Raw genomic sequence first — 15,048 nt, 5'->3', positions numbered from 1 at the left:
AATACAGATTGAGGTATTTTGTTAGGCTTATTTATTATCCAGATACATCTCGCTTCGCAATGGCTCTAGTGATTTGGAATCTGCAAAATCACGTTGAATTACGTTTGGAACTTGTGGTAACATTTTTCCGCTGGCAATTATTTGGTTGATTGCGACATTCAATAAAGGTTCGTCAACATCGCCCAAAATACCAAGGTCACTTAAGTTTTCGGGTAAAGGAGTTGTTGGGGTAATTCCGGCAGTATAATCACCAAAATTATCTTTATTTACTATTTTCAACACTATAGGCTGCATCGCATATTTATGGTTTTTATTCACATTGGATTTCGCAAAAGTAGGCGAGTCGTACAGCGTTATTGAACCAACATTTTTTCCCGTAGTTACATCACCAATTTGAACAACATTGATATAGGGTTTTAAGCAGTTTATAACCAATTCACTTGCTGAAGCACTTGCTTTCGAGGTTAGTATATATACTTTGTTGAGATGCAAACTGTTTAACCCGGAAACAAATTTATTTTCTAACGAAGATGGACTACTGGATAAAAAATAGGCTTGCGCTTTGGCGTTCCATTGTTCTTTGGCAAATAATTGTCCGGAGAATTGTCCTGTAATCATACTTGCCAGTTTAGTAGCTGAATTTACTGCACCACCAGAATTATAACGCAAATCCAAAACTAAATGAGTTACATTTTGCGAAACAAAAGAACCAAAAACGGTGTTTAATTGGCTGTCATAATTCGGATAAAATCCGTTGTACATTAAATAGCCAATGTTGTGTGTACCTTGATTGATTACAGTATTAAAAAAAATTGGATTTTCTGCCAAAGCCGTTTTGGTTAATGTAATTGATTGCCCGTTAGGCGTAATAGTAACAAAACCGCTGCTGTCACTACTATAGTCGGCTAAGTTAACAGTGTAGGTTTCATTATTGCTAAATAAAAGTGAGCGATAATTGTCATCGTTTAACGGAATTCCATCAATAGCATAAAAAATATCGCCGCGATGGATGTCTTTGGTAGCAGCATCGGAATTTGGAATGACATATCTTACCCAACCAAATACATCGGTAGTTGCGTTTATATGTTTTAACCCAAAATCCATTCCGTTGTTTAAAGTAGTTCCTGAAAGTAAGCCTTCCAAAACTCTATAGTCACTATAAATCACACTAAATCTATCTGTTGGTGAAGGTACACGAAGATGATTGAATAATTCTTCCGGACTGGAATAAGGTTCCAAAAAAGAATTCAATTGTGATTGATTAGCAAATCGGTTATCGGCCAAATCAGGAACATCGGCTTGCCACAGATAGTATAAATTCATGCCTTTCCAAACAAAGTCTTTTATTTCAAGACTGGTCGGAACTGCATTGTCATCCATATCGGAACAACCGAACGGAATGACAAATGCAAACACCATTAATAGTGATATTACATATTTTTTCATAGCAGCTTTTGGTTTTAATAAACGTAAATTTACGAAGTTTAGATTAATAAATTTATTTTGTTTGTAACAAATGAAAATATGCGTCGTCTTGACCTAACAACCAATAACCAAAATCAGTTTTGATGAACCAAAATGAGTTTATGCAACTTGTTAATCCTTTTAAGGACAAACTCTTTCGAGTGGCGAAACGATTACTCGTTAGTACCGAAGAAGCGGAAGATGCCACTCAGGAAGTTTTGGTAAAATTGTGGAATAAGAATGAGAGTCTGGACGAATATAAAAGTGTTGAAGCTCTGGCAATGACGATGACAAAAAATTATTGTTTGGATCAATTAAAATCCAAGCGTGCGGGCAATATGAGAATTGTTCACAATAATTTCACCGACAGAGAAGCGACTTTACAACAAAAAGTTGAAGACACTGACACTTGGAAATGGGTTGAAAAAATAATGAACAACCTGCCCGAACAGCAAAAACTAATTGTTCAAATGCGGGACATTGAAGAAATGGAATTTGAAGAAATAGGCAAGGTTTTAGAAATGAATGAGCAGGCCATTCGCACCGCATTATCAAGAGCACGAAAAGTTATAAGAGAAAAAATGATAAAAACACATCATTATGGCATTGGATAGAATAGAAAATTTACTAGAAAAATACTTCGAGGCAGAAACCAGTATTGCAGAAGAAAAAGAATTGAAAGATTACTTTGCTTCTTCAGATGTTGCGCAGCATTTGGAACAATACAAGCCAATATTTGGTTATGCTGTTCAGGCAAAACAGGAACAATTTACCGCAACGATTCCGTTAAACACTATTAAACGCAAACGCGTAGTTTGGTTATCAGTTGCTGCATCTGTGGCAGTTTTACTTGGCGTAGGTTTATTTACATTCAACAATTATAATCAACCAAAATCGGGAGAATTTGGAACTTATGATGATCCGGAAGTAGCTTTCAGAGAAACGCAGAAAGCGTTGGCTATGATTTCGGAAAGTGTAAATAAAGGCATTGGGAGTATGCAATATTTAAATGAATATGAACAATCAAAAAACAGAATTTTTAAAAAATAAACAATCAGAAATCATGAGAAAATTAATTTTAAGTTTAGTATTAGTTTTAAGCACAAGTACATTTTTTGCACAAAGCGTCTTTGATAAGTTTGAAGATCAGGAAGGAATAACTTCAGTAGTGGTTAACAAAAAAATGTTTGCGCTTTTGAGTAAAATGGAAGTAAAAGACAAAGAGTCACAACAGTATGTGAATTTGATAAAAAAGTTAGACAACCTGAGAGTTTTCGTAACACAAAGCGACAAGAAAGCTGACGAGATGAAATCGGTTTCAGATAAATATATAAAATCATCAACTCTTGAAGAGTTAATGAAAATAACTGACAAAGGTAAAAGTGTCAAAATATATGTAAAATCAGGAGCTTCTGAATCACAAATTAAAGAGTTAATGATGTTTGTTGAAGGTTCAGGAAAAGAAGAAACCGTTTTGATGTCGTTGATTGGTGATTTCGATTTGAATGAACTTTCGGTTTTGACAGACAAAATGAATTTGCCTGGTGGCGATGATTTGAAAAAAGCATCAAAAGGTCCAAAAGGGAAAAAATAATCAGCCATGAGAACTGTATTTTATCTCGCACTATTATTAGCTTCAATATTATTTTCAAGTTGTAATAGTGAACCAACGCTTCAAAAATATTTTGTAGAAAGCTCTGAAAAGAAAGATTTTATTGCGCTGGATGTTTCTCCAAGTATTATAAATATTGATAAAACGAAACTAACAGCTGAACAAAAAACAGCTTTAGGATCATTTGATAAAATGAATATTTTAGCTTTTAAATTGGATGAAAAAAACAAAACGCAATATGATGCTGAAAGTCAAAAAGTGACTCAAATCCTTAAGAACGAAAAGTATCAGGAGTTGATGAAAGTGGGTTCAGGTAAAGATGCTGCTTCAGTAAGTTTTGTTGGCGATGAGAATCATATTAATGAGTTTATCCTTTTTGCCAAAAAGAAAGAAAACGGTTTTGCCGTGGTTAGGATTTTGGGTAACGATATGAATCCAAATAATATCTTAAACATGATATCCTTAATAAAAAGTTCCAATATTGATATAGAGCAATTGAAACCACTACAAGGTTTGATTAAATAATTTATATGAGGTTAGTTATTTAAACAGAAAGTCCCGAATATTTCGGGACTTTCTATTTTTTAAAATATTTAAACGGAACAATCAACATTCCGAAACATTCGCCATCTTCTTTGCCAAGGTGTTTGTGATGCATTTTGTGCGCTCTTCTGACCGCTCTAGCATAACGATTGTCAGCATTTCTAAACAATTTAAATCGCTGATGGATAAAAATATCATGAACGGTAAAATATGCCAAACCATAGGCAAAGATTCCAAGTCCAATTGCTAAACCAATTTCGAGTATATCATAATGCCAAAGCAAAAAGAAACCAATGCTCACTACAGCATAAAAAATAAAAAACGCATCATTTCTTTCAAACCAGGAATCATGGTCTTTTTTGTGATGATCAGCGTGCAATTCCCAAAGAAAACCATGCATGACATACTTATGACTAAACCATGCCATGAATTCCATGATGCAGAACGTAAGGACGAAAACCAGAATATCTACTAACATGATTTCTATAATAAATTCAAACGATAATTAACATAACACTTTGCCAAAAGCCCAAATTTTTGATAATCTGGAACGCGGATTCGGGTGTTTTTGATTTCCAAAGATGGCGTTTTTTTTAACTTCGACAATAACTTTTTGTAATAGATATAAGCAGTGTAAACTCCGAATTTTGCTTCCAAAGGCAGTTTTAAAATCCCTTGAAATCCTGCTTCAAAATCGGCTTCAATTTCTTTGATGATGGCATCTTTTGAGCATTCGTCCAAGCGGGATAAATCGGTATTTGGAAAATAAGTCCGGTTTAAATCTTCATAATCGGTTTTCAAATCTCTTAAGAAATTAACCTTCTGAAAAGCCGAACCCAAACGCATTGCAGCGTATTCCAGTTCGCCAAACTTCTTTTCATCACCATTTACAAAAACCTTCAGGCACATTAATCCAACAACATCAGCCGAACCATAAATATAATCATTAAATTCATTGATTGTTGTGTATTCTTTTTTATATAAATCCAATTTCATACTGTTCATAAAAGCGGTAATCATACTTCGTGGAATTGCATATTTATGGACAGTATGCTGAAATGAATTCAGCACCGGATTCAAACTTATTTTGTTTTGCAGCGCACTTTCCAAATCTTTTTCAAACATTTCGAAAAGGAGTTCTTTGTTATAATCATGAAATGTGTCCACAATTTCATCAGCAAAGCGCACAAATCCGTATACATTATAAATGTCCTGACGAATGCTTGGCGCCAACATTTTTACTGCGGCAGAAAACGATGTGCTATAGGAATTGGTTACGTTCTTACTGCAATCGAATGATATTTTATCAAAAAGAGATTTCATAATGTTTGGTAATTAAAGATTTTTTTGAATCAGTTCTGCTACTAGTTTTCCGGAGATCAAAGCTGGAGGAACGCCTGGTCCGGGAACCGTTAATTGTCCGGTAAAAAATAGATTCTTTACTTTCTTACTTTTCAATTTGGGTCTTAAAAAAGCGGTTTGCATTAAGGTATTGGCTAAGCCGTATGCATTCCCTTTATACGAATTGTACTCTTTTATAAAATCGTTTACACAAAACGATTCTTTGAAAATAATACTGTCTTTTACGGTTTGTTGTGTCAGTTTTTCAAATCGGCTAATAATTTTTTCAAAATATTCTTCTCTCAGCTCAGGAACATCTTGTAATCCGGGCGCTAAAGGAATTAAAAATATACCGGCTTCTTTTCCTGAAGGCGCTGCGTTGGTATCTGTTTTTGATGGAAAACTAGCGTAAAATAATGGCTCCTCCGGCCATTTTGGAGTGTCGTAAATATCACGTGCGTGAACATCAAAATCTACATCAAAAAACAAGGTATGATGTTCTACATTTTCTATTTTTTTGTCAAAACCAACATAGAATAGGAGCGAAGATGGCGCAAATGTTCTGTTTTCCCAATAATTTTCGGAATAAGCACGATATTTTTTATCCAACAAACTTTCGCTGTGATGATAATCGGCACCGCTTAAAATTATGTCTCCATTCACAATTTCACCATTTACTATTATAGCATTGGCTTTACCGTTATCAACATTTATTTTTTCGATATTGGAGTTGGTATGTATAGTCACGCCGAGTTCTTTGGCCAACTTTTCCATTGCCAAAATCACGCTGTACATGCCATTTTTTGGATGCCAGGTTCCCAAACCAAAATCTGCAAAATTCATAAAGCTATAAAATGACGGAGTGTCAGATGGTTTTGCTCCAAGAAAAAGTACGGGAAATTCAAGGATTTGGATTAGTTTCGGATTATTAAATTTTCTTCGGATGTCTTTTGAAATGTTTCCGAAAAACTGATTTACTTTTTTGGCTGTTTCCAAAGTAACCAGCTCTAAAGGAGAAATTCCCGGACGATAAACCAAATCTTTAATGGCAATATCATAATTGCTTTGGGCTTCCTTCATGAAAGCCGCCAGCTTTTCACCGCTTCCTTTTTCTATAGAATCAAAAGTGGAAATGATTTCAGGAAGGTTGTCTGCGATTGTTACAAATTCTTTTACTCCAAAATAAACCTGATAAGCAGGTGAGAGCTTTATCAGTTCATAATAATCGGAAGGTTTTTTGCTAAAATCAGCAAAGAAACGTTCAAAAACATCGGGCATCCAATACCAAGTTGGGCCAATATCAAAAGTAAATCCGTCTTTTTTTAACTGACGAGCTCTGCCACCAATGGTTGTGTTTTTTTCGTAAATGGTAACGCTATGCCCTTGTTGCGCCAAATAACAGGAAGCAGCAAGAGACGAAAATCCGGAGCCGATTATTTTGATTTCTTTTTTCATTTTGTTTAACAAAAGTATAAAAAAGTTAAACAATAAAAAATCTTTTATGCAATTATAAAAAATTGACTAACCTTTCAATCGAATTAAAGATAGTGATTTTTTTGTCAGATTGGTTGGATGTTATATGTTCAGTGGCTCTACCAATTACCCATAGGTTGGATGATTCATCCAAAATTTCTTTTCTCAACTTTTTAATGTAGTCATTTACTTCTGATTTATTAGGTTCAACTGTCATATAACAGATGTAAGTGATGTTATCAAAGTATTTTTTTAAATCTTTTAAGCTTTCTGTGGGAATACTTTCGCCAAGAAAAATGGTTTTGTATCCTTGACTCAATATCTCATAGTTTAAAAACATCAGACCTAACTCGTGTACTTCATTCATAGGTAAATAAAGCACAAATATTTTATCGTGTCTTGTTGGTGATTGAAGCTGAACTTTTTCCGTATTGGACAGTACCTTTTGCTTGATCAAATAGGAGATAAAATGCTCGTGAGCCGGGGTTATGGTATCGGTTTGCCATAACAATCCGATATCATTGATTAACGGTATTAGAACTTCGTAAAAAACATCCCTGAATGATTTCTCCGAAAGTAAGTCGTTATAAGTATTAAAAAACAATGTCTGATCAAAATTCATCATTGCCATTTTAAATGCATTTATAGCATGGTGCTTGGCACTTTTATCGGAGATGATTTCATTGACGAGTTGTGGAATTCTTTCTTTAGGGAGTTTTGAAATGTTCGAAATTTTATAACCATGTTTATGAAGTAAGGTTATATTTAATAGTTTCTGAAGACTGGTCAAGTCATACAAACGAATATTGGTTTCGGTACGCATAGGTTCCAAAACATTGTATCGTTTCTCCCAAATTCGTATCGTATGGGCTTTAATACCGGTGAGATTTTCTAAGTCTTTTATACTAAAGACACTCTTAACATTGTTCATCTTTTCTGTAAAAATAATAAACAAAAGTAATATAATATCTTTACGGTGAGTAAAAAGCATAAAAAAAAGAGCAAACTCAATTTGAATTTACTCTTTAAATTGTGACCACGGTGGGATTTGAACCCACACGCCCTTACGAGCACCACCCCCTCAAGATGGCAAGTCTACCGTTTCTCCACGTGGCCTATAACAAAAAAAGCCAAACAAAACTTGTTCGACTTTTTGTGACCCGACTGGGGCTCGAACCCAGGACCCCATCATTAAAAGTGATGTGCTCTACCGACTGAGCTATCGAGTCTTTAGCGTATCGAAGAAAAAAAATGTGACCCGACTGGGGCTCGAACCCAGGACCCCATCATTAAAAGTGATGTGCTCTACCGACTGAGCTATCGAGTCTTTTTCTTTTCTTGAATGCGGGTGCAAATATAAGGCCTTATTATTTATATTTCAAAGCAATTTTATTATAAATTTGCCTTTTTTTAACAAAGGGTGTTAACGGCTTAATTTATAAGGTTTTATTGTAATGAAGAAAGTTATTTTGGTAGGTTATATGGCTGTTGGTAAGACCACAATCGCTCAGTTACTTTCAGAAAAAACAGGAGTTAAATATGTTGATTTAGATAATTTAATCGAAGAAAAAACTAATTTAACCATTAGTGAACTCTTTAAGCAAAAGGGTGAAATTTACTTTAGAAGAATTGAACATGAAATTTTCAAAGAAATTACTGAGAATGGAGAAAATTTAATTATCAGTACCGGAGGAGGAACACCTTGTTATGCTGATAATCATTTACTTCTTAATGGTAAAAATAATATTTCGATTTATTTAAATGCTTCATTACCAGTTATCTTGGAAAGACTTATCTCAGAAAAGAAAACAAGGCCGCTGGTTGCCAGTCAATCTGAAGAAGAATTAAAAGAATTTGTCTCCAAGCACTTATTTGAGAGAAGTTATTTTTATAATCAAGCCACTTTTAAAGTAAACATAGACAATAAAACACCGGATTCAATAGTTCAAGAAATACTTCAGTTTTTAGACTAAATAGGCGTGATTGTTTTTGCCTTCAAATACAACATGTACATGTTCTTTTAAGGAAGTGGATAGTGAGATTCCTTTGAAGTCAGCTTTAACCGGAAATTTTTTGTGATTTCGGTCAACCAAAACAGCTGTTTTGATTTTTTTTACCGGGATTTCTAAAAAATGTTTGACACCATATATCAGTGTGGTGCCTGAGTTTAGTACGTCATCAACCAAGACGATGCTTTTGTTTATGTATATTTCCTTTGGAATTGAAGTGGTGATTTTGGATGAAGGATTTTGTTTGTCAATCTTAACCTCACATAAAGTAACTTTTAAATCGGAGATAGTTTTTAAAACGGCACCTATTTTTTCTGCAAAAACATAGCCATTATTTGCGATACCAGCTATAATCACTTCATTTTCTTCGGCAAAGGTCTCGTAAATTTGATAGGCAATTCTTTTGATTTTATGATCTATTTCCAGATGATTAAGAATTATATTTTGACTCATTACATTTTTTTTTCAAAGATATGCAAAGTGTTAGTTTTCACAAATTTAAAATTAATAGGTTTTATATGAGAAATATATTAATTTAAAAGAGGTTGTACATCGATTATACTTGGCATTTATCGATTTTAATCCATATATCAATAATTAAGCTTTTTTTTTTAAAGATTTCATATATATTTGTGACCTTTGCTGGTTGTAGACTAGATGTTATAATCGGTTTGAAAACAGTAGGTTAGTCTGAATTTAGAAATAAAATCGGTCTAATCATATACTTTTGTGTGTTTATTAAGTAAAAACAAATGAATAATAATTTTAACTCAAATAAAAGCTCGAGACAAAAAAATGTTTTTTGTGGGTTTTTGCCTATGGCGTTACTTTTAGTATTCAGTCAGTTTGCATATTGTCAAGTAAATACCTATGGGTTTACTGAATCAAATTCAGCATACACCGCCTTAACAACACCGACAACCGCTATTGCTGCTCCTTGGGATGACAATGTAACTGCTGCTGTTAATTTAGGTTTTACCTTTACCTTTAATGGGGTAAATCAAACGCAGTGTTATATTAGTTCAAACGGATTTATTTCTTTTGGGATTGCTCCAACAACTACAAATTATATACCTCTTAGTGATGCTACTTCCTATACAAATGGTGGAAGTATTAGCGCCTTAGGAATGAATTTAACTTCTTCAAGTTCCAGTACTACAGATGATGTTGTTTACACAACAATAGGTTCATCACCAAATAGAGTTTTTGTAGTACAATGGACTAATGCGCGAAGAAAAATCATGACAGGTAATTTTAATTTTCAGATACGATTAGTTGAAACGACAAATGTTGTTGAGTTGTCTTATGGTGTTTGTGCTCCTGATGATACCACTGTTTTAAATACTCAAGTTGGTATACGTGGTGTGACAAATGATTTTTTTCAAGGAGATGTTAAAAACCGTTTGCAAACAGGTGCAAATGTTAATAGTACATGGTTTGGAAAAACTATCGAAGGGACTGCTAATTCAAATACTGTTAGAACCAGTGTGACAGAATATCCTAATAATGGACTTAAATATTCATTTACTCCATCAGCTAATTGTGTTTTGCCTGCAGCCGCACCGTCTAATCTTATAATAGGAGGGACAAGTGTCAGCACAACAAGTTTTGTTGGTAATAGTTTTACAGCAGCTACCCCTGCACCAACCAATTATTTAATATTAAGTAGTGTCGTTGCTACACCACCTACTAGTTTAAATATTCCAAATAGAGTTTATTGGGCTATAAATGATGTTATATCAGGAACTTATACGGTGATTAGTAATACTAATGCAACCACTTTTACACAAACGTCTTTAACTCCAAATACAAATTATTATTATTGGGTTATACCTTATAATTCGGGTTGTATGGGTGGTCCATACTATTATTTTGGAGGTATGATTTCAGAATCAAAATCCACTTGTATACCAGCACCGGTAGGTTTGACAACATCAACAATCGAAGGGAATTCTTTTACAGCTACCTGGAGTGCAGTAACTGGGGCTACAGACTATCGTATCGACGTTTCTACCAACAGTAGTTTTAGTGCTATTCTTCCTAGCTACAATAACATTTCATCTAGTGCACTTACTAGTTTGGCAGTTAACGGACTAACTCCTTTTACTACTTATTATTTTCGAGTTAGAGCTGTCGGTTTAGGTTGTAATACTAATAGTGCAACTGCCACTGTTACTACAACTTGTGGATCTTATCCAATTCCTTATTTTCAAAATTTTGACACAACACCAGTAGCGACGGTTCCAACTTGTTTTACTATTACTAATAATAATTCAGATAGTGTACTTTGGCAAGTTCAAAATTCTATAGCGTCATCTACACCAAATGCTATTCATTTGGCTACAAATAATCCTATTGATTCAGACGATTGGTTTTTTACTCCCGGATTAAGTTTAACAGCCGGAGTTTCTTATCGATTAAAATTTAAGTACAATACCACTAGTGTTGGAACATATACTGAAAATCTCAGAGTTCGTTTAGGTAATGGTCCTTCTGAATCTAGCATGAATATTACTATATTGGATTTACCCAATCTTGTAAATACGGTATATCAAACGGCTACAATTGACTTTACACCAGTTACTAATGATGTTTATTATTTAGGATTTCAGGGCTATAGTTTTGCCAATCAAAGTAAAATTGTTGTAGACGATATTAGTGTTATTGTTTCACCTACTTGTTTTGAACCGACAGATGTCACAGTCAATTCTGCAGATGTTACCACGGCAACTATTTCGTGGACCGCACCTGTCCCGGCACCAGCCAATGGATATCAATATTATGTTAGCACTTCTAATGCACAACCTAGTGGATCTGTAACACCATCGGGTTCAGTAGGTGCTGGAATCTTAACAGCAACCATTACAGGATTGACACCTGCAACTTTATATTATGTTTGGGTTAGAGGTAATTGTAGTTCTACAGATAAAAGTGTGTGGAGTTTAATTCAATCTTTTAGTACTGATTGTACAACACCAACTTTGCTAACTGTTGTTAATGGGACGCTATGCGGTGGTGGATCAACAACTCTGCAAGCCACTTCTGCTCCTGGCTCTACTATAGAATGGTTTTCTGACTCAGGTGGAACAAACTTGATAGCAACTGGAAATAATTATGTTACTCCTACACTTTTTGCAACTAGTACTTATTATGCTCAATCAAGAGCACCGGGAGGTCAGGTAACTGTTGGTCCAATTTCGCCAATAGGTGAAGGAGGGTCTTTAAGTACAGGACTTACCCAAACTTTTATAAGTTTTTCGGTTTCAACATCGACCACCTTGCAATCAATAGATATTTATCCTTTAGTTTCCGGGCAAAGTGGGATATTTACTATTCGAAATTCGTCTAATGGAGTACTAGCGACATATCCTTATACTACCAATGCAGCTGGAGGAAATACAGTGCAAACTATTACATTTGGAATTAATTTACCAGTGGGTAATTTTTTTCTATACATGGATACCTTGCCAGCGGCAGGTTTATTAATTAATATTGATAATGCCGCGTATCCCTATAATTCTTCTGTTGCCAGCATAACAGGGAATGGTTATGATAATACATTTTATATGTATGCTTATAATTGGAAATTCTCAAATATTTGTCGTTCACTTCTAACACCCGTAAACGCTACAGTAACTACCGCACCAAGTATTTCTTTGAGCCAAACAACTGCTACTATTTGTTATGGAGAAATTACGCCATTGGTGACCCTTACCGGTGCTGCTGCTTATAATAATTTTGTATGGTCACCTAATACAAATATTGTAGGCTCTGTAGCTGCTGGTTTTACTTTTCAACCTACTGCTACTACAACCTATTCTTTAACAGCTTCACAAACATCAGGAAGTTTATGCTCGTCATTATTAAGTATAACGGTAACCGTAAAACCACAGCCTCCTGCTATTAGCATACTACCTGCATCAGCTACAATTTGTGAAGGCGCTGTTCAGACATTAAATGCTACTTTAGCAGCTGCAAGCGCAGCGGTAATTTACAGTGAAAACTTTAATGGTGCTACTAATTGGACAACAGTTAATAGCTCTACCGGAGGAGTCCCTGCCAATGCTTCCTGGACTTTGAGAACTAGCCCTTATACATATACTAGTGCATATTGGAGTGTCAATATGAGCAGTAATGATGCGTCACGTTTTTATTTTACTAACTCAGATGCTCAAGGCAGTCCCGGAACCAATAGAACGATAACCTATTTAGTATCACCTGCAATTAATTTAGCGGGTTATAGTAGCGCTTCACTTAGCTTTTATCATTATTTAAGATACATTCCGGGAAACAAAGCCAGAGTTGAGATATCAACTGATGGTGGTGCTACTTGGGGTCTTATAACTGCCTTTACTGCTTCTAAAGGTACCGCTTCTGCTTTTGTTAACGCAACAGCAGATTTAACAGCTTATGTTGGTTTATCCGTTAAGATTCGATTTTATTATGATGCTACTTGGGATTATGGATGGGCAGTAGACAATATAAATATTACAGGGGCACTGGCACTTGAAGTAAGTTGGTCACCAGCAACGGCACTTTATTTTAATGCAGCTGCAACAACTCCTTATATTGCCGGAACACCTACTTCAACTGTCTATGCCAAACCTAGTGTGACTACAACATACACAGGAACAGCTCTTGGAGCTAATGGATGCTCCACTTTTAGTTCAAGTGTTATAACGGTTCAACCAGCACCAACATTAGGCGTTTTATCAAGCAACCAATCCATGTGTGCAAATTGGTTACCAACTAGTTTAAATTTAGTGGGTTCAGTTGGTACAATTGTTAGGTGGGAGTATGCGACTGATGCTGCTTTTACTGTCGGTTTAACCACTATTGCCAATACCACAACAACTTTAACAACAGCTCAAATAGGAACTTATGCGGGGACACGCTATTACAGAGTTGTGCTTCAAAACGGAACCTGTCCGGTAGTATATTCTAATTCGGTATATGTAGGATTCTTATCAACAACTTGGGATGGATCGACGTGGAGTAATGGTGCTCCAACATCTACAACTAAAGCAATTTTTAATGGGAACTATACCTCAGGAGGCGATCTTCAAGCATGTTCAGTTGAGGTGCTTTCGGGTGCTGTTAACTTTCTTTCGGGCCACACTTTAACAGTAGAAAATGATGTAAAAATAACAGGAGGTTCATTAATTTTTCAAAATACAGCCAGCTTGGTTCAGGTAAATACTTTGAATAATTTAGGTGTCCAGTTTACAAACACAGGAAATATTACCTATAGAAGAAATAGTACTCCGGTTCGTAAATTCGACTATACATATTGGTCTTCGCCGGTAAGTCCGCAAACATTAATAGGTTTTTCTCCCGGAACAAATTTATTCTATAGTTTTAATTCATCTACGGGTTATTATAATAATGCTTTTGGAACTGATGTTATGGTGGCCGCCAAAGGATATCTAATAAGAACACCCGATGTCGCTCCATTTAATACGATTACCGCTAATGTATTTACAGGTTCGTTTATTGGAGTACCAAATACAGGGAATATAACTATTCCAATTGTGGGTGGAAGCAATCAGGTTAATTTAATCGGAAATCCATATCCATGTGCATTGAGCGCTAATTCGTTTTTATCTGATCCATTGAATGTACCAGTTATTGGAGCAACAATTTATTTATGGACACATAACACAGCAATATCCGGCAATAACTATTCGGCTAATGACTACGCTGTATACAATTACACTGGAGGAGTTGGTACCGGAACAGCTACGACAAGTCCGGGCGTGAATACAAGTGTTCCGAATGGGAAAATTGCGGCAGGACAAGGATTCTTTGTTAAAGGATTAGCTGTTGGAAATGCTACTTTTAAGAACTCTATGAGATTGGTTGGTAATAACAATCAATTTTTTAAAATGTCAAATCCACCAAGTGAAACATCAATAGTGGATGATTTGGAACGCCATCGTTTTTGGCTGGATATCTATAACCCAGAAGGCGCATTCAAACAACTTTTAGTTGGTTATATAGAAGATGCTACAAATTCAGGTATTGATAGAGGTTTTGACGGAGAGATGATAGATGTCGGGAATGTGATTACACTCTATACGATGCAGGAAGATAAAAAACTTAGTATTCAAGGACGTGCGTTACCATTTAATGAAGCTGATATAATTCCTATAGGATACAAATCGACTATTGCCGGAACCTATCTAATTAAATTATCCAATTTTGATGGTTTGTTTGAATCACAAACTATCTATATTGAAGACAGACTTTTAAATGTTATTCATGATTTGAGAACAAGTGATTATCAGTTTGCTACTGTAATTGGGACTTTTGAGAATCGCTTTAGTATCCGATTTACAAATACTGCTTTAGGTATCAATATTCCTGTTTTTAATGCAAGTCAAGTAGTGATTTATAAAAATGGGGCTAATGATTTTGTTGTTAGTACCGGAACAACCACGATGGAATCGATAAAAGTTTATGATGTAAGAGGTCGATTACTCTTTAAGAAAAAAGATATTAATGCTTCACAAACAACCTTTGACGGAGGTATGGTTAATGAAGTGTTATTAGTTCAAATTACAACAACCGATGGAGTAGTAGTTACTAAACGGGTTATTCGTTAAT

The 15,048-nt window shown here is 35.1% G+C and carries 12 protein-coding genes and 3 tRNA genes; 6 read left to right on the top strand and 9 right to left on the bottom strand.

Annotation, left to right across the window (positions count from 1 at the left end):
* Positions 1-27: 27 nt before the first annotated feature.
* On the bottom strand, positions 28-1,446 hold the full coding sequence (locus GS03_RS12590; protein ID WP_136152891.1) for a S41 family peptidase: 1,419 nt from the start codon (positions 1,444-1,446) through the stop codon (positions 28-30).
* A gap of 122 nt (positions 1,447-1,568) precedes the next feature.
* Here GS03_RS12590 and GS03_RS12585 point away from each other — a divergent pair, with 122 nt between their 5' ends.
* The 4 genes from GS03_RS12585 to GS03_RS12570 are packed head-to-tail and all read left to right on the top strand — an operon-like array spanning position 1,569 to position 3,601.
* Positions 1,569-2,078: an RNA polymerase sigma factor gene (locus GS03_RS12585; protein ID WP_136152890.1), complete on the top strand. Its 510-nt coding sequence runs from the start codon at positions 1,569-1,571 to the stop codon at positions 2,076-2,078.
* Positions 2,065-2,514, top strand: coding sequence for a hypothetical protein (locus GS03_RS12580; protein ID WP_136152889.1), 450 nt, complete (start codon positions 2,065-2,067; stop codon positions 2,512-2,514). Before GS03_RS12585 ends, GS03_RS12580 begins: the two co-directional genes overlap by 14 nt.
* A 13-nt stretch (positions 2,515-2,527) precedes the next feature.
* Positions 2,528-3,058, top strand: coding sequence for a DUF4252 domain-containing protein (locus GS03_RS12575; RefSeq protein ID WP_136152888.1), 531 nt, complete (start codon positions 2,528-2,530; stop codon positions 3,056-3,058).
* A gap of 6 nt (positions 3,059-3,064) precedes the next feature.
* A complete protein-coding gene (locus tag GS03_RS12570) occupies positions 3,065-3,601 on the top strand; it encodes a DUF4252 domain-containing protein (protein ID WP_136152887.1) in 537 nt (178 codons plus the stop codon).
* 52 nt (positions 3,602-3,653) lie between these two features.
* On the opposite strand, the gene GS03_RS12565 is transcribed toward GS03_RS12570, so the two are convergent.
* From GS03_RS12565 to GS03_RS12535, 7 genes are all read right to left on the bottom strand, one after another.
* Positions 3,654-4,097 (bottom strand): sterol desaturase family protein, encoded by a 444-nt coding sequence (locus GS03_RS12565; protein ID WP_136152886.1) that lies wholly within the window; start codon positions 4,095-4,097, stop codon positions 3,654-3,656.
* Between the two features lie 5 nt (positions 4,098-4,102).
* Positions 4,103-4,942: a phytoene/squalene synthase family protein gene (locus tag GS03_RS12560; protein ID WP_136152885.1), complete on the bottom strand. Its 840-nt coding sequence runs from the start codon at positions 4,940-4,942 to the stop codon at positions 4,103-4,105.
* A 12-nt stretch (positions 4,943-4,954) separates the two neighbouring features.
* On the bottom strand, positions 4,955-6,415 hold the full coding sequence (locus GS03_RS12555; protein ID WP_136152884.1) for a phytoene desaturase family protein: 1,461 nt from the start codon (positions 6,413-6,415) through the stop codon (positions 4,955-4,957).
* A 52-nt stretch (positions 6,416-6,467) separates the two neighbouring features.
* The gene (locus GS03_RS12550) at positions 6,468-7,364 is read right to left on the bottom strand and encodes a MerR family transcriptional regulator (protein ID WP_136152883.1); all 897 of its coding nucleotides are present in this window, start codon (positions 7,362-7,364) and stop codon (positions 6,468-6,470) included.
* 102 nt (positions 7,365-7,466) lie between these two features.
* Positions 7,467-7,549: transfer RNA gene (locus GS03_RS12545), tRNA-Leu, on the bottom strand.
* A gap of 40 nt (positions 7,550-7,589) precedes the next feature.
* Positions 7,590-7,662, bottom strand: a tRNA-Lys gene (locus tag GS03_RS12540).
* Between the two features lie 25 nt (positions 7,663-7,687).
* Positions 7,688-7,760, bottom strand: a tRNA-Lys gene (locus GS03_RS12535).
* 127 nt (positions 7,761-7,887) lie between these two features.
* Between GS03_RS12535 and GS03_RS12530 the strand changes: the two genes are divergently transcribed.
* Positions 7,888-8,406 carry a shikimate kinase gene (locus GS03_RS12530; RefSeq protein ID WP_136152882.1) on the top strand — a complete coding sequence of 173 codons (519 nt, stop codon included), beginning with the start codon at positions 7,888-7,890 and terminating at the stop codon, positions 8,404-8,406.
* On the opposite strand, the gene GS03_RS12525 is transcribed toward GS03_RS12530, so the two are convergent.
* Positions 8,398-8,895, bottom strand: coding sequence for a phosphoribosyltransferase family protein (locus GS03_RS12525; RefSeq protein WP_136152881.1), 498 nt, complete (start codon positions 8,893-8,895; stop codon positions 8,398-8,400). The two genes, GS03_RS12530 and GS03_RS12525, sit on opposite strands and share 9 nt — an antisense overlap.
* Before the next feature lie 299 nt (positions 8,896-9,194).
* On the opposite strand from GS03_RS12525, the gene GS03_RS12520 reads away from it, so the two are divergent.
* On the top strand, positions 9,195-15,047 hold the full coding sequence (locus GS03_RS12520; RefSeq protein ID WP_136152880.1) for a fibronectin type III domain-containing protein: 5,853 nt from the start codon (positions 9,195-9,197) through the stop codon (positions 15,045-15,047).
* Position 15,048: the final 1 nt, after the last annotated feature.

The organism is Flavobacterium sangjuense (assembly GCF_004797125.1).
GTDB lineage: Bacteria > Bacteroidota > Bacteroidia > Flavobacteriales > Flavobacteriaceae > Flavobacterium > Flavobacterium sangjuense.
Note: the sequence above shows the minus strand (reverse complement) of the source record. Positions and strands in the feature narration are given on the sequence as shown.

Coding starts and splice junctions, on each gene's coding strand:
- GS03_RS12590 (WP_136152891.1), bottom strand. CDS start 1,446: ATGAAAAAATATGTAATATCACTATTAATGGTGTTTGCATTTGTCATT.
- GS03_RS12585 (WP_136152890.1), top strand. CDS start 1,569: ATGAACCAAAATGAGTTTATGCAACTTGTTAATCCTTTTAAGGACAAA.
- GS03_RS12580 (WP_136152889.1), top strand. CDS start 2,065: ATGGCATTGGATAGAATAGAAAATTTACTAGAAAAATACTTCGAGGCA.
- GS03_RS12575 (WP_136152888.1), top strand. CDS start 2,528: ATGAGAAAATTAATTTTAAGTTTAGTATTAGTTTTAAGCACAAGTACA.
- GS03_RS12570 (WP_136152887.1), top strand. CDS start 3,065: ATGAGAACTGTATTTTATCTCGCACTATTATTAGCTTCAATATTATTT.
- GS03_RS12565 (WP_136152886.1), bottom strand. CDS start 4,097: ATGTTAGTAGATATTCTGGTTTTCGTCCTTACGTTCTGCATCATGGAA.
- GS03_RS12560 (WP_136152885.1), bottom strand. CDS start 4,942: ATGAAATCTCTTTTTGATAAAATATCATTCGATTGCAGTAAGAACGTA.
- GS03_RS12555 (WP_136152884.1), bottom strand. CDS start 6,415: ATGAAAAAAGAAATCAAAATAATCGGCTCCGGATTTTCGTCTCTTGCT.
- GS03_RS12550 (WP_136152883.1), bottom strand. CDS start 7,364: ATGAACAATGTTAAGAGTGTCTTTAGTATAAAAGACTTAGAAAATCTC.
- GS03_RS12530 (WP_136152882.1), top strand. CDS start 7,888: ATGAAGAAAGTTATTTTGGTAGGTTATATGGCTGTTGGTAAGACCACA.
- GS03_RS12525 (WP_136152881.1), bottom strand. CDS start 8,895: ATGAGTCAAAATATAATTCTTAATCATCTGGAAATAGATCATAAAATC.
- GS03_RS12520 (WP_136152880.1), top strand. CDS start 9,195: ATGAATAATAATTTTAACTCAAATAAAAGCTCGAGACAAAAAAATGTT.